The organism is Streptomyces sp. NBC_00775 (assembly GCF_036347135.1).
In the GTDB taxonomy this organism is placed as follows: Bacteria; Actinomycetota; Actinomycetes; order Streptomycetales; family Streptomycetaceae; genus Streptomyces; species Streptomyces lutosisoli.
Genome location: NZ_CP108938.1, coordinates 10074313 through 10091544 on the forward strand (window position 1 = coordinate 10074313; position 17232 = coordinate 10091544).

At 70.8% G+C, this 17232-nt stretch carries 17 protein-coding genes; 7 read left to right on the forward strand and 10 right to left on the reverse strand.

What is annotated here, in order from left to right:
• Window positions 1-89: 89 nt before the first annotated feature.
• Complete coding sequence (locus tag OIC96_RS44750; RefSeq protein ID WP_330302315.1) at window positions 90-995, forward strand: aldo/keto reductase; 906 nt, start codon at window positions 90-92, stop codon at window positions 993-995.
• A gap of 61 nt (window positions 996-1056) precedes the next feature.
• Here the strand turns inward: OIC96_RS44750 and sph are convergent, their stop codons facing one another.
• Together sph and OIC96_RS44760 are read right to left on the reverse strand one after the other, a co-directional pair.
• Window positions 1057-2049, reverse strand: a complete 993-nt coding sequence (gene sph, locus OIC96_RS44755; protein ID WP_330302314.1) for a sphingomyelin phosphodiesterase — start codon at window positions 2047-2049, stop codon at window positions 1057-1059.
• A 157-nt stretch (window positions 2050-2206) separates the two neighbouring features.
• Complete coding sequence (locus OIC96_RS44760; RefSeq protein WP_330302313.1) at window positions 2207-2929, reverse strand: hypothetical protein; 723 nt, start codon at window positions 2927-2929, stop codon at window positions 2207-2209.
• Between the two features lie 512 nt (window positions 2930-3441).
• Here OIC96_RS44760 and OIC96_RS44765 point away from each other — a divergent pair.
• Window positions 3442-4233, forward strand: a complete 792-nt coding sequence (locus OIC96_RS44765; RefSeq protein ID WP_330302312.1) for a hypothetical protein — start codon at window positions 3442-3444, stop codon at window positions 4231-4233.
• Window positions 4234-4344: 111 nt separating this feature from the next.
• Here the strand turns inward: OIC96_RS44765 and OIC96_RS44770 are convergent, their stop codons facing one another.
• The 3 genes from OIC96_RS44770 to OIC96_RS44780 form a co-directional block, all read right to left on the reverse strand.
• Window positions 4345-5055 carry a dienelactone hydrolase family protein gene (locus OIC96_RS44770; RefSeq protein ID WP_330302311.1) on the reverse strand — a complete coding sequence of 237 codons (711 nt, stop codon included), beginning with the start codon at window positions 5053-5055 and terminating at the stop codon, window positions 4345-4347.
• Window positions 5056-5126: 71 nt separating this feature from the next.
• Window positions 5127-6179 carry a sodium-dependent transporter gene (locus OIC96_RS44775; RefSeq protein ID WP_330302310.1) on the reverse strand — a complete coding sequence of 351 codons (1053 nt, stop codon included), beginning with the start codon at window positions 6177-6179 and terminating at the stop codon, window positions 5127-5129.
• A complete protein-coding gene (locus tag OIC96_RS44780; RefSeq protein ID WP_330302309.1) occupies window positions 6133-6876 on the reverse strand; it encodes a phosphatase PAP2 family protein in 744 nt (247 codons plus the stop codon). Before OIC96_RS44780 ends, OIC96_RS44775 begins: the two co-directional genes overlap by 47 nt.
• A 225-nt stretch (window positions 6877-7101) precedes the next feature.
• Between OIC96_RS44780 and OIC96_RS44785 the strand changes: the two genes are divergently transcribed.
• Together OIC96_RS44785 and OIC96_RS44790 are read left to right on the forward strand one after the other, a co-directional pair.
• Window positions 7102-7494, forward strand: coding sequence for a VOC family protein (locus OIC96_RS44785; RefSeq protein WP_330302308.1), 393 nt, complete (start codon window positions 7102-7104; stop codon window positions 7492-7494).
• 44 nt (window positions 7495-7538) lie between these two features.
• Window positions 7539-8603 carry an adenosine deaminase gene (locus tag OIC96_RS44790; protein WP_330302307.1) on the forward strand — a complete coding sequence of 355 codons (1065 nt, stop codon included), beginning with the start codon at window positions 7539-7541 and terminating at the stop codon, window positions 8601-8603.
• Here OIC96_RS44790 and OIC96_RS44795 read toward each other — a convergent pair.
• The 4 genes from OIC96_RS44795 to OIC96_RS44810 form a co-directional block, all read right to left on the reverse strand.
• Window positions 8591-9100: a mycothiol transferase gene (locus OIC96_RS44795; protein ID WP_330302306.1), complete on the reverse strand. Its 510-nt coding sequence runs from the start codon at window positions 9098-9100 to the stop codon at window positions 8591-8593. The two genes, OIC96_RS44790 and OIC96_RS44795, sit on opposite strands and share 13 nt — an antisense overlap.
• Window positions 9101-9127: 27 nt before the next feature.
• Window positions 9128-10615: a carotenoid oxygenase family protein gene (locus OIC96_RS44800; RefSeq protein WP_330302305.1), complete on the reverse strand. Its 1488-nt coding sequence runs from the start codon at window positions 10613-10615 to the stop codon at window positions 9128-9130.
• Window positions 10616-10714: 99 nt separating this feature from the next.
• On the reverse strand, window positions 10715-11605 hold the full coding sequence (locus tag OIC96_RS44805) for a LysR substrate-binding domain-containing protein (protein ID WP_330302304.1): 891 nt from the start codon (window positions 11603-11605) through the stop codon (window positions 10715-10717).
• Between the two features lie 94 nt (window positions 11606-11699).
• On the reverse strand, window positions 11700-11909 hold the full coding sequence (locus OIC96_RS44810; protein WP_330302303.1) for a hypothetical protein: 210 nt from the start codon (window positions 11907-11909) through the stop codon (window positions 11700-11702).
• A 134-nt stretch (window positions 11910-12043) separates the two neighbouring features.
• On the opposite strand from OIC96_RS44810, the gene OIC96_RS44815 reads away from it, so the two are divergent.
• The 3 genes from OIC96_RS44815 to mgrA all read left to right on the forward strand — a co-directional run bounded on the left by OIC96_RS44815 (window position 12044) and on the right by mgrA (window position 16717).
• Complete coding sequence (locus OIC96_RS44815) at window positions 12044-15106, forward strand: tetratricopeptide repeat protein (protein WP_330302302.1); 3063 nt, start codon at window positions 12044-12046, stop codon at window positions 15104-15106.
• Between the two features lie 75 nt (window positions 15107-15181).
• The gene (locus OIC96_RS44820; RefSeq protein ID WP_330302301.1) at window positions 15182-15607 is read left to right on the forward strand and encodes a WD40 repeat domain-containing protein; all 426 of its coding nucleotides are present in this window, start codon (window positions 15182-15184) and stop codon (window positions 15605-15607) included.
• Window positions 15608-15724: 117 nt separating this feature from the next.
• Window positions 15725-16717 (forward strand): L-glyceraldehyde 3-phosphate reductase, encoded by a 993-nt coding sequence (gene mgrA / locus OIC96_RS44825; protein ID WP_330302300.1) that lies wholly within the window; start codon window positions 15725-15727, stop codon window positions 16715-16717.
• A gap of 176 nt (window positions 16718-16893) precedes the next feature.
• Here the strand turns inward: mgrA and OIC96_RS44830 are convergent, their stop codons facing one another.
• Window positions 16894-17181 carry a DUF1905 domain-containing protein gene (locus OIC96_RS44830; RefSeq protein WP_330302299.1) on the reverse strand — a complete coding sequence of 96 codons (288 nt, stop codon included), beginning with the start codon at window positions 17179-17181 and terminating at the stop codon, window positions 16894-16896.
• Window positions 17182-17232: the final 51 nt, after the last annotated feature.

The following is a 17232-nucleotide window of genomic DNA, read 5'->3' on the forward strand; positions in this document are numbered from 1 at the left end:
CGGCTGCGGCTGCGGCTGCGGTTGGATTGGTTGCTGTACTCCGCTGCTGTACCGCAAAGGGCTCCGTAAACCTGTGCGAAACTGCCGCGATGACCTCAGAGAAGATCACCGCGGCAGCCGCGGGCACCTGGAACCTTGGAGATCTCACCGTCAACCGCATCGGGTTCGGCGCGATGCGGCTGACGGGCAGCGCGGCCTTCCACCACGGCGCTCCGAGCGACCGCGACCGCTCGATCGCCGTGCTGCGCCGCGCGATCGAGCTGGGCGTCAACCACATCGACACCGCGGCCTTCTACTTCTCGTCGCTGCGCTCCGCGAACGAACTGATCAACAGCGCGCTCGCCCCGTACGCGGACGAGCTGGTCATCGCCACCAAGGTCGGGCCGTTCCGCGACTACTCGGGGGAGTGGGGCACCTCGGCCAGGCCCGAGGACCTGCGCGGCCATGTCGAGGAGAACCTGCGCCAGCTTGGCCGCGACCACCTCGACGTGGTGTACCTGCGCCGTATGCGGCAGGACTCGATCGCCGAGCACTTCGGCGCGCTGGCCGAACTGCGCGACGCGGGGCTGATCCGGCACCTCGCGGTCTCCGACGTCGAACCCCGGCACCTCGCCGAGGCGTTGGCCATCGCGCCGGTGGTGAGCGTGCAGAACAAGTACGGCCTCGACTTCCCGGACCCCGGAACCGACGCCCTCGTGCGCACCTGCGGTGAACAGGGCATCGCGTTCGTGCCGTTCTTCGCGATCGCGGGCAAGGGCGGCGCACTCGGCCCGGGCGACGCCGCCGACGACGAGGTGCTCGCCGTCGCGCGTGCCCACGGCGCGACCCCCGCGCAGATCCGCCTCGCCTGGACGCTCCAGCAGGGCCCGCACGTGCTGGCCATCCCCGGCACCGGCAACCCGGACCACCTCACCGAGAACGTCGCCGCCGGCGCGCTGCGGCTCACGGACGACGAGATGGCCCGCCTCGACGCGCTCCACACGCGGGGGCAGTGAGGCAAGGGGCGCCCTTGCCGCGGCCTGCTGGTCCGGGGGCCGCGGCAGGGGCACTCCGCGCTCAGCCTGTGTAGGCGCTCAGCGGGTAGTGGTCCGAGAGGTTCGTGTACGTGTAGTCGGTGCCCCAGCTGCTCACCGTCCAGGGCGCGGACTGCTCCTTGACGACCTCGTTCTTCCAGACCGCGGGACGCGCGTGATCGGCGCGCTGGAGGACGTAGTCGAGATCCTCGCGCGGGTCGGTCGGGTAGCGGTCGTGCGCGATGGAGTTCTCCTGTGTGTCGAAGGAGTACGGGTGCCCGGTCCGCGCGTCCGCTCCGACGAGGCCGGCGTCCGCGAGCATCGACGCGTACTCCGAGCCGCGCGAGTCGACGTTGAAGTCACCGGCGACGAGAACCTGTTCGTCCGCCGGGATGTTCTTGGCGTCCAGGAACGCGTCGATCGCCTCGAACTGCCGGCTGCGCATCGACGCGGCCTCACCCGCGCCACATCCGGAGTCCGTCGACTGCGCATGGGTTCCCACCACATGAACCTTGATGCCGTTCACATTCAGCACCACATAGGCGAACCCCTTGTTGGACCACCAGTCCGCGCCGCACGCGTCCTTGTAGACGTACTGCTCCTTGTGCAGGATCGGCCACTTGCTCAGCACGGTCACCCCGCCGTCCTCGGGCGTGGTCGACGAGTACGCCCCGCCTGTGGCGTCCCATCCGCTCCTGCTCCGCCCGACGACCGGCGTCTGGTACGGGTATTCGCCCGCCGCCGCGCTCTTCAGCGCATCCGACGACGAGTTGTCGAACGCCTCCTGCAGCACGACGACGTCGTTCCCGCGGAAGAACGAGGTCCTCGGAATCTCCGCGGCGCGGTGGTCCTGGCCCCAGTTCGGGTACAGGTTCTTGCTCATGAGGAAGACGTTGTACGTCAGCACGCGCATCGGCGGCGCGGTCGCGGTCGCGGCCTCCGCCGACGCGGGCGCGGCCCCGACGAGGCTCGCGGCGGCGAGCGAGAGGACGAGGGCGGCTGCGCCCCGGGTACGGCGCGGTGAGGAGAGCGGCACTGGATCTCCCTGTGGGTGAAGGGGGTTGAGTGGCGCCGCACATCAAATCACCGGGGATTACTGTCAGGTAACTCCCGTGCGGGGAAAGGATGTCTCCCAGAAGTACGTCTGCCGGGCACACGTCTGTCTGCCGGGGCTTCGTGCCCGGCGCCTCCGGCTACTGGATGTTCAGGCGGTGGGGATGCGAGGCATCGGCCGGACAGGTGAAGACACGGAGTTCACCGAACCGACCCACGTTGACCCCCGGGTCGCCACCGCTGTCGATCGTGAGGAACAGCCGTGCCGTGGCTCCACAGGAGCAGGTGACCGGCACCAGGTCCGTCAGGTGCCAGCTCGGCCAGCCTCCGACCTTCCACCCCTCATGACAGGCGAGGACGCGATGGAACTCGACGCCGTGCCGCTCCGCCCAGGACTCTGCCGCGGCGAGGAGCTCGGCGGGCAGTTCGTCCTGGTCCGGAAGATCGGTCACCTCGACCGGATCGAGCACGCAGGGCAGAGGCGCGCGGCGTCCGCCGATGTCGTCGGGCACGGGCGGATCCAGCACGGCCGACACGGTCGCGGCCGAGCGGTGGCGCATCTCCACCGCGGGGTCCCAGTAGTCCGACTGCCCCGGCAGGCCGCTGTGATCTTCGGGGCACCACAGCACCTGAAGCACATCCGTGCCCTCCGGCCACGCGGCCGCCGGCACGTCCCGTGCGTGAAGTTGCAGCACCCCCAGCATCGGCACCCCGTCGACAGACGTGACCGGTACGCGACGGATCCGCTCCCACGTGACCATGTCCAGCGCCCCGGCGCCGGCCATGATCCGGGACTGGACGGTGGCCTCCTCCTCGCTGATCTCCCATGCCGCATCCGGCTTCCCGGCGCGGCGTGCGCGCATGTTCCGGTCGATCCGCTGCAGAGCTTCCCGTTCCGCATCGGAGAGCCCCTCTCGCACCTCGACGAGGTGCGGTCCCCGGCACACGGGCCAGGTTTCGTCGGCGGGCCACAGCAACGGTCCCGCGACGGAGCTGTCGAGCAGGCTTGGGGTACCTGAGGTCGGACGGAGCAATGTAGCTCTTCGGGCAAACGTCCCCAGGGCAGGGACATCAGCTATGAGGCCCTCGGCGCTCGGAGTTCGGGTTGTCACCCGGGTCACCGTAGTGGTTTCGAGCCCCCGCCTACCCGCCCGTACAACCTGTCCGGACTGCCCTGTGCTCTTTACCCGGTGTGCCCTGGTGCGCCTCACGGGGAGACCGCCACACTGCCGTTACGGGTGTTTTGCGCAGGGGGGCGCACATGGGGGAATCGAGCGGCGCGCCGGACGAGCCGGAAGCCCCTGACGGGCAGCGGCAGGCGGGCAGTTCCCCTTCCATGAGGACCGCACTGGTGGCCTTCGGAAGTGCCGCTGCCTTGGCTTTCACCAGCGTGGTCTTCGGGTGGCTGCCCAACCCCTGGGAGGCCGATACACGGCCCAAGCCAGGACTTGAGTCCCTGTCGCTGGCCGTGGAACAGACGTCGGGCATTCCGGCGACGTTGCGGACCGGCGACAGTGGTACATCGAAGCGCACCACGACCAAAGGCGTCAGCGTCCTGCTGACTCTGCGCAACAACGGCAACTTGGTGGCTGTGGTGACCGACTTCCGCATCACGGTGAAAGCCGTCTACCCGGCACGCGAGCCCTGCTCACCGGAACTTCCGCCCACGGGAGGAGAGGTTTCCGTCACCGGCAACTTCGACGTGATGTTGCCCGACACCGGCCCGGACAGCGCCCAAAACCCAGCCACCGCCAAGGGCCCGGACACCGCCAGGGCCGGCACACTTCTCAGCAGGTCCTTCCAGATTCCGCCAGGAAAGGCCGAAGCGGTCCGGTTCACCCTGGGCGAGCCGGACAAGGAGGACGGCTACGAGAAGGAGCAGGGGCGCACGAGGATCTACCGGGCGGAGATCGCCTACCGCGAGGGCCAGGCCCGCCCCTTCCACAGCGCAGGGACCGTGGCCTTCATGTCACCCCCCGAAGCGGCACGGATTCTGGTCCGCTACGCCCGCCGGGTTCCTGACAGCCGCATGCTCGACTGCAAGGGAAACGTGCGACGCCACATCGCCGAGGTGATCGCCGGCTCCGACAGTCATGGAGACGACCTCGACGCGTTGCTGACCAGCCTCGACAGAGCACGAGGGCAGGCCGACACGGCCGGCCCTTGAGAGGAGGCCGGGAACTCCGGCGCTATCGAGGATCTCGCCGCACAGCAGACGGCACGGCCGCCGCCCGCCCCCGGCGGATCTCCCGTGGCGGGCGGGCGGTCGGCGACGGTGTCAGCCCAACTGCTCGTGCAGGAAGGCCACCGTGCTCTCCCAGGCCTGCGCGGCCGACTCGGGTTCGTATACCTGCGGGCGGCCGTCATTGAAGAAGGCGTGCTGGGCGGGGTAGAGGCGGAGGTCCGGGGTGATGCCGGACTGCTGCTGGATCGCCTCGCTCAGCTGCTCCAGGTTCTCCTTCGGAATGCTCGTATCGAGCTCGCCGTAGTGACCGAGGATCTGCGCCTTCAGGCCGGAGAAGTCGGGCAGCTCGCCCTGGATCACGCCGTAGAACGGCACCGCCGCGCTGACCCGCGGGTCAGCCGCGGCCTGGTAGACGACGAAGCCGCCGCCCATGCAGAAGCCGACCGATGCCACCGTGTCCGAGGTGACCTCGGGCAGGGCCAGCAGATGGTCGACCGCGCCGGAGAGCAGCTCGACACCGCGCGACACCGGCAGTTCCTTCATCATCCGGAAGGCCTCGCCGCTGTCGTGCGCCACATTGCCGCCATAAAGGTCGGGCGCGAGGGCCACGAAGCCCTCCGCCGCGAGACGGTCCGCCACATTCGCGATGTGGTCGGTCAGGCCCCACCACTCCTGGATGACGATCACTCCGGGGCCCTGCCCGGAAGGCGGCAGCGCCAGATAGCCGTGCGCGGTGCCCCCGGCGCTGGGGAACGTCACGTTCTGATGGGCGGGTGCTCCGGTCGACTTCGGCAGCTCGGACATGTCTGTCAACTCCTGTGGAGGCAGTGTCAGGTGGGGGGCGGCGGGCCGGCCCCGAGTCGATCTCCACGATGTCATGCGCGCGCACGGCGCCCCCGCCCGGCCCGCACGACCACGCCCGCCGCCACCTTCTGCAGCAGGCTGTACGCGAGGACCGGCAGCAGCACATGCGGCCGGTCGGGCAGCGTCGTCGTGATGAGGACGGCGCTGGCGCTGCTGTTGTTCATCCCGCAGGCCAGCGTGACGGAGGCACCGGCGGGTGCGTCGAGACGCAGCACGCGGGCGGTGATCCGGCCCAGCGTGAACGACAGCCCGCACACCGTGGCGGCGACGGCCAGCGCGGCCACGAACAGCACCGGTTCGGGATGGCTGACGAAGGGGCCGAGGACACCGCTGGCATTGATGTACGTCAGCAGCAGCGAGCCGAGCATCGCCGCGGGGACCGCCGCGCCGAGCAGACGGTCCATGAGCCGGCGGGGCAGCGCGAGCCGGCACAGGATTCCGGCGCCGCAGGGCAGCAGGACCCCCGTGAGCGCGAAGCTGTTTCCCGCGGTCTGTGCCGTTCCGGCCAGCGTCGCCGCGTACTCGCCGCTCAGCAGCGGGCACAGAGCCGTCACGGTGACCGGAATGGTCAGGGGGCTGACGATGGTGGACGCCAGCACGAGGCCCACCGTCGTCGGCTGATCGCCGTCCCCCTTGCTGGTCCACACGGTGGCCCCGGCCGCCACGGGCATGGCCACGATCAGGATCATCGCCGCGACCAGACCGCTGCCCCCGTCACTGTCGGGGGACTGCCGCAGCGCGAACGCGACCCCCGGGATGATCAGCAGCGGTGCGACCAGATGGAGGGTGAGCCCGGTCAGCAGAGCGGTGGGGCGGCCGAGTAACGCCCGCAGCTCGTGCAGGGGCACTTGGAGACCCGCGGTGAACAGGACGAGGGACAGCAGGAAATGCGGTGTCTGGAAGGGGATTCCAAGGATTCCGGCCGCGCCGGTCGTGTGCGGGTGGCGCAGCCACAGACCCGGGGCCGGCACCGTCGTGGCGGCGAGGTAGGACACGCCGACGGCCCATCCGAGATGGCTACGGAGCAGAGTGAGGGGGGACTTCCCGCTGGTCGTGCGATGCATGGCGGCGCTCTTCCGTCGTGGGACCTGGGCGGAGACGGGGCGCCGATATCGCGGACCAGGCACGGGGAGCGAAGCGTGCGAAGACGTATGTGCACAGGCTCAGCCAGCAGAGGCTGAACAGCCAGCCGCCCAGGACGTCGGAGAACCAGTGAACTCCCAGGTAGACACGGGACAGTCCGACCAGCGCGGCCCAGCAGCCGATGACCAGGACGAGCGACTTCCTGCCGTACGCGGCTCGCGCGAGCACCGCGAGAATGAGCAGTCCGCCGGTGACGGCGGAGGTGGTGGTGTGGCCCGAGGGGAAGGACCAGCCGGAGGCGTGCGTGGCCCAGTCCGCCGTGGCGGGGCGGGGGCGGGCGACCAGGGACATCACCCCGTACCGCACGGCTTGTGCGGCGGCCAGACAGCCGAGGCAGCCGATGACGGCGAGGACGCGCTGACGCGCCGTACGACCGAGAAGGAGGCCCGCCAGGGCGACCAGGACGTACGGAACGATCCCTGTGCCGGTGTAGGTCACCCCGCGCGCCAGGGCGAGCGCCACATCCGGGCGGTGTCCCACCGACCAGGAGGTGAGGTCCTCGTCGCCGAACAGAGGGTCGCCGTCCCGGCCGCTCAGGATCAGTGTCAGCAGCACGAACGCGATCGTGCTCCCCACCGCCGTCGAACCGGCGAGATCCGTGGCGTCCTCGCGCTTCACGGCAGGGTCCCCCTTTCACGCTGGGCGCGCGGGCGCACAGGAGACCGCGTCCGCGCTGACTACAGTTCTGTAGTCGGTCTACAAAACTGTAGACGAGGGTGCAGCCGAGATCGTTCCCGGTGCGGCCGAACGGATGGGCTCCGGCGCTCGCCGCTTCCGCCGCAACCGGACCACTCCGCGGGATGCCGTACCCTACGTGTTACGTATAACCCTGGAGAGGTTCCGATGAGACGCATCGCCCTGGTCACCCTCGTCGTCGACGACTACGACGAGGCGATCCGCCACTACACCGAAGCCCTCGGATTCCGCCTTGTCGAGGACACGCCGCGTCCCGACGGCTCCCGCTGGGTCGTCGTCGAGCCGGGCCCGGAGGGCAGCGGCAGCGGCCTGCTGCTGGCCAGGGCCAAGGACGAGGCGCAGCGCGGCCGGGTCGGCGACCAGACCGGCGGGCGCGTGGGCTTCTTCCTGCACACCGACGACTTCGCCCGCGACCATGCACGGATGCTCGCCGCGGGCGTGACCTTCCTGGAGGAGCCGCGCCACGAGCCGTACGGCTCGGTCGTCGTCTTCCAGGACCTGTACGGAAACCGCTGGGACCTGCTGCAGCCCGCCCAGTAGCCAGACCTCCCGCCCCAGAGACAACCTGCCGAGGAAAGACACGCATGACCGCGCCCCGCATCGACATCGACACCATCCGCCGCCTCCCCAAGGCCGTGCTGCACGACCACCTCGACGGCGGTCTGCGCCCCACCACCCTCGTGGAGCTCGCGGAGACGGTCGGCCACACCCTGCCCACCACCGATCCGCAGGCGCTGGCCGACTGGTACTACGAGGCCGCCAACTCCGGTGACCTGGTGCGCTACATAGCCACCTTCGAGCACACCCTCGCCGTGATGCAGACCCGCGAGGGCCTGCTGCGCACCGCCGAGGAGTACGTGCTCGACCTCGCCGAGGACGGCGTCGTCTACGGCGAGGTCCGCTACGCGCCCGAGCTGAACACGCAGGGCGGGCTCACGATGAGCGAGGTCGTCGAGACAGTCCAGGAGGGCCTCGCCGCCGGTATGGCGAAGGCCGCGGCCGCGGGCACCCCGGTCCGCGTCGGCACCCTGCTGTGCGGCATGCGCATGTTCGACCGGGTTCGCGAGGCGGCCGACCTGGCCGTCGCCTTCCGGGACGCGGGTGTCGTCGGCTTCGACATCGCCGGGGCCGAGGACGGCTTCCCGCCCGCCGACCACCTGGCCGCCTTCGAGCACCTGCGCGGCGAGAGCGTCCCGTTCACCATCCACGCCGGTGAGGCGCACGGCCTGCCGAGCATCCACCAGGCCCTTCAGGTCTGCGGCGCCCAGCGCATCGGGCACGGCGTGCGCATCACCGAGGACATCGTCGACGGCAAGCTCGGCCGCCTCGCGGGCTGGGTGCGCGACCGCCGTATCGCCCTGGAGATGTGCCCCACGTCCAACCTCCAGACGGGCGCGGCCACCTCCATCGCCGAGCACCCCATCACCGCCCTGCGCGACCTGGGCTTCCGCGTCACCCTCAACACCGACAACCGTCTGGTGTCGGGCACGACGATGACCCGCGAGATGTCGCTGCTGGTCGAGGAGGCGGGCTGGAGCGTCGAGGACCTGCGCACGGTCACGGTCAACGCGATCAAGAGCGCGTTCATCCCGTTCGACGAGCGCAACGCCCTCATCGAGGACGTCGTGCTTCCCGGCTACGCCCTCTGAAGCAGCCCCCGTACATAGGCGGCCTGTCCGACGTGCTGCAGATCGTCGGACAGGACGCTGACCAGCCGTACGCCCAGGCTGACCGGGGGATCCCAGCGCTCGTCCACGATGCGCTCGAAGTCCTTGGCGGTCAGCCCGCGCACGAACCCCAGCGTCTGCTCGTGCGCGGCGTCGTAGTACCCGGTCAGCAGCTCACCGGAGTCGACCCGCACCTTGGCGACCTTCGCGGGGCTGTGGCCGTACCCCGTGTCGCGGTGGGGCAGATCGAGCCCGAAGCGCTTCTCCCAGCCCTGGGCCGGCCAGACCTGGTCGAGCCCGGCGGCGTCGGCGACATGGTCGTCCTGGATCCGGGTGAGATGCCAGATCAGCCATGAAATGGGGTTGGTGCCTTCGGCGGGAGCGGCGTTGAGCTGGTCCGGGGCCAGACCCTCGACGGCGGCATGGACTTCTTCCTGGATGCGGCTGAACGCGTCGATGAGGATGTCCTTTGCATGCATGCGTCCACCATCGCGCATGGCGGTCCTTCACGCGTCCGGAATCCAGCTTCCGTGGAAGCCGAGCGGCACCCGGCCCGGCAGATGGATCCGGGCGACCGGCTCGCCGGTGAAGTCCTGGGCGGCCAGGATCACCAGGTCGGCGGCCCCGCGGTCGGGGTTGTGGACGTACGCGATCGCATAGCCGTCGTCCTCGGCCCGCGCCCCCTGTGACGGCACGAAGACGGCTTCCCCCGCGGCGGCGTCCCGCGGCAGCCGGTGGACCTGCGTGGTCCCGCGGCACAGGTCGTGCTTGATCAGCGCATTGCCGAAGGCGCGGTCGGGCGGGTTCCCGTCGAGTGTCAGATACGCCAGCGTCATGTCGGCGGCGGCCGCCGTGTAGGCGTACCGGTGCCGCCGGGACACCAACTCCTCGCGTATACGCGGGAACTCCTGCGGGCGGTCGTCGATCGTCCTGGTGCGTACGCGGCCGTGCGCCACGTCGATCGTCCACCGCTGGAGCGAGGCGGTGCCCGCCCCGTAGGGCCCGTCGGAGCCGCGGCCGGCGACATAGAAGGGGGCCGGGTAGGTCGTCATGTCGACGACCACGGACGAGCCTTCGTCGTACGCGTTCAGGGTGTGCGAGTAGTAGACCGGATCGACCTCGAACCAGCGGACCTCGCCACCGGCACGCGGCAGCAGGCCGACCCGCGTCGGGTGCTTCTCGTTCCAGACGTACGGCACGATGTCGCCCCGCTCGGCCCCCGCGGGGTCGAAGGTGATGGGCAGGTCGAAGATCACGACGTACTTCTCGGTGAGCGCGAAGTCGTGCATCATCGGCGCGTCCGCCACCGGGATCCTCGTGGTCCGTACGAGCCGGCCCGTGTGGTCGATGACCTGGTGTCGGACGTGGTCCCAGGCCGGGTAGTAGGCGATCGCGTGCAGCTCGCCGGCCGCCGCGTCGAACTTGGTGTGCGCGGTGAAGGCCCCCTTGAGGGTGGAGCGGAAGTCGTACGTGCCCACCGTGTTGAGCTCGTGGTCGAGTTCGTACGGCAGCGGCCCGCTCTCCTGGAGCGCCAGGATCCGTCCCTTGTACCCGATCACATGGGTGTTGCAGGGGAAGTCGTCCGGCGGGACGGGCCCGGGGTACGGCTCGCCGAGCTTCTTGGCCACGGAGGCCGAGCGGACCCAGCGGTTGCGGTACCACTCGGCGCGGCCCTCGCGCAGCCGCACGCCGTGCACCATGCCGTCGCCGAGCATCCAGTGGTGGGCACGCGGGTCCTCAAGTCCCAGGACATTGGGGCCGTTTCGGAGGAAGCGGCCGTTCAGCTCACGGGGGATCCGGCCGGTGACCGGCAGATCGAACGCCGTCAGCTCCTCGGTGACGGGCTTGAACGCGCCCTCCAGGAAAGGGAATTGGTGCGTGTCCTGTGCGCGGGGTCCGGCTGTCGCAGCCCGGCCGCTCACGCCACCGACGAGCCCCGCGGCCGCCGTGACCGCCGCGCCCCGCAGTACCGTGCGCCGTGTGTGATCCGTCATCTCCGTACTCCTGCCTCGCAGTTCTCGTGCTGGACATCCACGAGTCTGCGGCGGGCCAGCGGCCCGGTCAGGAGTGCTGGAGCCCCTCTGGGGGTGGTGTCAGACCCCCTCTTCAAAGGTGTCGAGGAGCGCCATCAGCGCCCGCGCCGCCGGACTGGTGGCCTCCGGCGGCGGCAGCATGGCGACGGTCTCGTACACCGCCTCGCCGGTGCCCTTCAGGGGGAGCGCGGTGAGCCCCTCGCGCTTGTGGCGGAAGTGGCGCGGTACGACGGCGATGCCGAGGTTCTCGTCGATCAGGTCGAGGAGGCTGTGCACGTCGTTCACCTCCAGTGAGACCGTCCGCCGCACACCCGCCGCCGCGAAGGCCGCGTCGGTGGTGCGCCGCGGCCCCCAGTCCGGGTGGAAGTCGACGAAGGTCTCGCCGCTCAGGTCCTCCGGCGTGAACGCGACGCCCGCCGTGGCGAGCCGGTGGGACGGGTGGCACAGCACGGTCATCGGCTCGCTGGCCAGCGACACGGACCGCAGCTGGTCGGTGTCCGCCTGCGTGCGATAGGCGAAGGCCAGGTCCAGGCGCCCGGCGGCGACCTCCTCCGCCAGCTCGCCCGACCCCGCCTGCCGCAGCCGGACCTCCACATCCGGGTGACACCGCCGGAAAGCGGCGAGCAGCCCCGCCACATGCACACCCGCGATGCACTGCTCGGTACCCAGCGCCAGCGTCCCGCGCAGCACGCCCTGCACGGCCGCCACCGCCTCATGGGCCGCCCGCACCTGAGCCAGGATCCGCACCGCCTCGCCCAGCAGCGCCCGCCCGGCCTCCGTGAGCGTCACCCGGCGGGTCGTCCGCACGAACAGCGGGGTCTGGAGCTCCCGCTCCAGCGCCCGGATCGAGGCCGAAAGGCCCGACTGGGACACCAGCAACCGCTCGGCGGCCCGGGTGAAGTGCTGGTCCTCGGCGACGGCGACGAAGTGCTGAAGGTGGCGCAGTTCCATCGGACTCCTCCCTCGGGACCGTGTGGCTTCGCTCCGCGCAATGGTAGAGCCGGGCTCTGTGCGGCCCGGCGGCCGATCCCCCGGAGCCGTGTGATCACCGGGCTCCGACCAGGGAAGCCAGCGCGGCCGTGACGGTCGCGGCGAGCGTGAGGGTCGCGGCGAAGGCGATCGCGGCGCGGGTCACCGCGGTGGGGTACGTGGCCCGGTCCCGGCGGGCGAGGTAGCCGGCCCCCGCTCCCGCCAGTGCGGCGACCACGAGCACGAGAGCACAGGCGATGACGATCAGGACAGTGTGGTCGGACACGGCGTCGTTCCTCCGAAGCGCTGCGGGTGTTACCGCTGTGGAATCTCGCGAAGAAATTGTTCGCCGGGGACCGGCCGGGCGATGATGAACACCGACGAACACGCAGGACGACGGCTGAGGGTGGGCGCCGCGCAGTGGCGGGGGAATTCAACGATCCGGCGAGCGCACGCGCCGAGTTGCGCAGCCGACTGGAAACCGGCAGGGCCGCGGCAGGTGTCACCATCACCCAGCTCGCACGACGTGCCGGCCTCGGGCGCACCACGGTCAGCGAGGCATTCAGCGCCTCCGCGTCCGCGCTCGTCCCCTCCGCGCAGACCGTCGGCGCCCTCGCCGCCGCTCTCGGCCTGGTACCCCGTCCCCTGCTCGACCTGCGGGCCGCAGCGTGCGAGACCGGACCGTCGGCACCCGGCCGAGCGGCGGGGCAGGGTGGGATGGGGCGGCCGATCAAGGACTGGAACCCGCACGACCTCGAAGTCCATCCCGCCGTCGAAGTCGCCGACGATCCGATCGATCACGCACCGGCCGACGGAGCCGCGTCGCACCGAAGGACGGGAGCGCTGCCCCGCTACGTTCGCCGCGGGCACGACGCGGTACTCGCCGGCCTCGTCGACGCGGCCATGGCGGGCAGCAGTCGTATGGCCGTGCTGGTCGGGTCCTCGTCGACGGGCAAGACCCGGGCCTGCTGGGAGGCCGTCCAGCCCCTGGCCGAGCAGGGCTGGCTGCTGTGGCATCCCTTCGACCCCGGTCGTGTCGAGGCCGCGCTGGCCGGCCTGGAACGCGTGGCGCCGCGCACGGTGATCTGGCTCAACGAGGCCCAGCACTACCTCGGCGCGGTTGAGGGACTGGGCGAACGCATGGCCGCGGCACTGCACTCCCTGCTCACCGATCCAGGACGCGGGCCGGTCCTGGTCCTCGGCACGCTGTGGCCCGAGTACGCCCACGCGTTCACCGCCCGGCCCGATGCCGGGGAACCGGATCGGCACTCCCGGGTGCGGGAGCTGCTCGCCGGGCGGCAGATCCCGGTGCAGGACAGCTTCGACAGTGCCGACATCCTCGCGGCGCAGGGTCTGGCCGCCGGGGGCGACCGGCAGTTGGCCCACGCCCTGAAGCATGTGGGCGACGGCAGGCTGACACAGTTCCTGGCCGGGGCGCCCGAACTGATGCATCGTTACCGCACCGCGTCACCGGCCGCGCGGGCCCTCCTCCATGCGGCCATCGACGCTCGCCGACTCGGTACGGGCCTCCACCTGCCGGCGGCCTTCCTGGCCCACGCGGCGGAGGACTATCTCGCCGAGACCGAGTGGAACACGCTCGGCGACGACTGGCTCGAACGGGCACTGGCGGAGGCCGGCAGGGCCGTCCACGGCGACCTCGCCCCGCTGAACCCCGTGCGTCGCGAGCGTCCGAGCAGGTGGGTACCCGGTGCGCCCAGGAACGTCCGCCCCTCACAACCGTCCTACCGACTCGCCGACTACCTGGAGCAGCAAGGGCGTGTCGAACGGCATCACCTGTGCCCTCCGGCGTCGTTCTGGGAGGCCGCGCACGATCACCTCACCAGCCCGGACGACATCGAGAGGCTCTCGGGAGCGGCATCCCGGCGCAGACGCGACCAATGGGCCCAGCACCTTGAGATCAGGGCAGCCGAAGCCGGGAGCGTCGCAGCTACGGCCCGTCGTGCCGCCGCCCGCAAGAAGGCCGGACACCACGAGGTCGCCGAGCGACTGGCCCAGCGGGTAATCGACGCCGACGGAGTGTCCGGCCTGCTGCTTCTCGTACAGGCATGGGGGCAGGCGGGGGACTTCGACGGGGCCGAGCGTTTCGCCCGGCGGGCCTTGGCCGCAGGCGACGCCGGGCCCATCGGTGAACTGGCCGCCCTGCGGGAGAAGACAGGGGACCAGGCAAGCGCGGAACGTCTCGCCGAAGAGACCGTCGCGGCGGGCGAGAGCCACGCGGTGGAACGCCTCGTGCGGGCCCGGGAGAGGGCGGGGGACCGCTCAGGCGCCGAACGTCTGGCGCAAGTGGCCCTCGCCGCAGGTGACTCCGAGCCCATGTACATGCTCGCGCTGACACGGGGGAGCCGCGCGAGGAAATCCGGAACCAAGGTCTCCCGCGAGGAACTGGCCGGAAACATCGCTGAGGCCGTGCGTCTGTCGCAGATGGCGGCCGCTGCGGGCAACCTCGGGGCTGTCGGCTTTCTCGCGGTGGTGTGGTCGGTGGCGGGGCCGTCGGACGAGGCCAGGAGCTGGGAGGAGAAGGCCGTCGAGGCTGGGGACACGAGTGCGTTGTTTCGACGGGCCCGCAGCTTGCGGGAGGCGGGGGACCATGCCGGTGCCAGAGTCTTCGCCCAACGGGCTGTCGCTTCCGGGGAAAGCTCGGTCAAGGGGGTGCTCGAGGAACTGGCCGAAGGGGACGAGGACCCCGACGGCGCGATGCGCTTCGCTCGTCTGCTCGCGGATGTCGGCAGCGCTCATGCCCTCGTCTGGATCGCCCGCAGGCATGAGAACGCGGGGGACCATGACGCGGCCGAACACCACGCACAGCTGGCCGTGGAGGCCGGCGCCTTCTGGGTCTGGGGTGAACTCGCCGCCGCCCGTGCGGCTGCCGGAGATCCCGAAGGAGCGGAAAGCACCGCACGGCGGGGCCCGGGTGGGGAGGCAACCTGGGCGCTGGGGCGCCTGGCACTCATGCGCGAGGCGGCCGGAGACCACGACGGCGCCGAACGCCTGGCGCGCGAGGCGTTGATTTGCGGCGACGAGTTCGCCCTTGCCAGCCTCACCGTCACCCGTGAGGCGGCCGGGGACCATACGAAGGCGGAGAGCCTGGCACGGCTGGCAGCCGACACCGGCCGCCCCTTCCTGTTGCTGAGGCTCGCGCACATGCGCAACGGCCTCGACGGCGACCGAGCCCCTGTCCAGCGGCGCTTCTCCAGCCGGATCCCGGGAGTCGGCGCGGATTCCCTGATCCGGCTGGGGTTGATGTCCGGGCTGTCCGGGTACCGCGCCGCCATCGAGCATCTCGCCCGGCAGGCCGCCGACGCAGGACACCACGATGCCTCGGCCCTCGTGGGACTGTGGAACGCTGCCGACGGGGACGAGACGTTGTGGCCGCACGGCCTTGATCCGGACGGCACGCCATCCAAGCCCTGGACACCCGACGTCCCGTCATCCGACTTCGCGATCACCGACCTGGACCAGTAGGCGGTACAACCCGTCCGCGCCGAACACGGCGCCGGGCCGGTGTGGGAACTCCCAGAGTGGACAGCGCCGCGCACCATGCCTCAAGGGTCGAAGCCCTTCACCGGAGAGCCTGTCGGGGAGCCGCTGACCGGTCACTCGGCCGCGGTGGCATGCGTGGCCTTCAGCCACGACGGACGGCTACTGGCCACGGGAGCCGACGACGGAACCGCACGCGTCTGGAACTGCGCTCTGGGGCAGCCGGTCGGCGACCCCCTCACCGGGCACACGGCGCCGATCTGGGGCATCGCCTTTTCCCCGTTCGGCGCTCTGGCGACCGCCGGCCTGGACAGGACGGTGCGGTTGTGGGACCCGGCCACGGGCCGACCGGACGGCGACCGGCTCACCGGCCACACGGAGGCGATCACCCACACGGCCTTCAGTCCTCGCGGACACCTGCTGGCCACGTCCAGCGACGACGGCACCGCTCGGCTCTGGGAGGTGCGGACGCCCCACGGCCCGTGACCCGTTGGATTGAGCAGCGTCATCGCTGAATTCCATCGGATTCTTCTGTTGGACCGCTGGTGCGTGCAGGGGAAGAGTGGAGGTCACATCAGCAGTGCCCACCCCTCTGGAGTCGCGTTGTACACCGCACACCCCGACCGTTACGCGGACATGCCCTACCGACGCACCGGACGCAGCGGCCTGAAGCTCCCCGCGCTGTCGCTCGGCCTGTGGCACAACTTCGGCCCCGACCGGCCGGTGGAGACCCAGCGCGCGATCCTGCGCCGCGCCTTCGACCTCGGAGTCACCCACTTCGACCTGGCGAACAACTACGGGCCGCCGCCCGGCGCCGCCGAGTCGGCCCTCGGCGACGCCTTGAAGGCCGACTTCGCGCCCTACCGCGACGAGCTGGTCATCTCCACCAAGGCCGGATACCTGATGTGGCCGGGCCCGTACGGCGAATGGGGCTCACGCAAGTACCTGCTGTCCTCGCTCGACCAGAGCCTGGCCCGGATGGGTCTGGACTACGTGGACATCTTCTACTCGCACCGCCCCGACCCGCAGACTCCGTTCGAGGAGACGATGGGCGCCCTGCACTCGGCGGTCCAGCAGGGCAAGGCGCTGTACGTCGGCGTCTCCAACTACTCGCCCGAGGAGACCCGCGAAGCCGCCCGCATCCTGGCCGAGCTGGGCACCCCGCTGCTGATCCACCAGCCGCGCTACTCGATGCTCGACCGCCGCCCCGAGGAGGAGGGGCTCCTGGACACGCTGGACGAGCTGCGGGTCGGCTCCATCGCCTACTCCCCGCTGGAGCAGGGCCTGCTCACCGGCCGTTACCTCGACGGCATCCCGGAGGGTTCGCGCGCCGCGAGCGACAGCCCGTTCCTGAGCGCGGACACGGTCACCGAGGATCTCGTGGGACGGCTGCGCGCCCTCGACGAGATCGCCAAGACGCGCGGTCAGTCCCTGGCTCAGCTGGCGCTGGCCTGGGTGCTGCGCGGCGGCCGGGTGACCTCCGCGCTGATCGGCGCGAGCAGCCCGCGGCAGCTGGAGGACAGCGTCGCGGCGATCGGGAACCTGGAGTTCGATCCGGACGAGCTCGCCCGGATCGACGCGATCATCGAGCCGTGACGCCTGGCGGCCGGGCAGGGCGGGGCTCGCTGAGCTCCGACAGCCGGTCGGCCACCTCCGGGCCGACGGCGTAGGGCGATCCGTCGAGCAGGGGGCCGGTGGCGCACCACGCGGTGGTGGCCGCCCCCTGCTCGACTGGCGTACGAGTCCGGCCCGGCGCGCGCCGCGCAACGCCTTCAACCTTGGAGGCGTTCCTCCAGGTGGACGGTCACCGTGTCGCCCTCCTCCTTCCCGATCGCCTTGCGTACGTCGGCCTTGACCGGCAGCTTGTGCGTGCCGTCGCCGAGGGCCATGAACGAACTGCGGAACGGCCGGCCGTCGATCGTGCCGCCGACCTTGACCAGTCCGCGGGTTCCGAAGAACGCGACGGACTCCGGCCAGACGACATAGGTCCAGCCACCGTTCTGCGGGCTCTTCCGCAGTACCGCGGTGAATTCCACGTTCACCTTGCTCACTGTGCTCATCCGATGCTCCCTGTCCCGGGGGTCGCCCTACTTCAGGGAGACCGCCGAGAG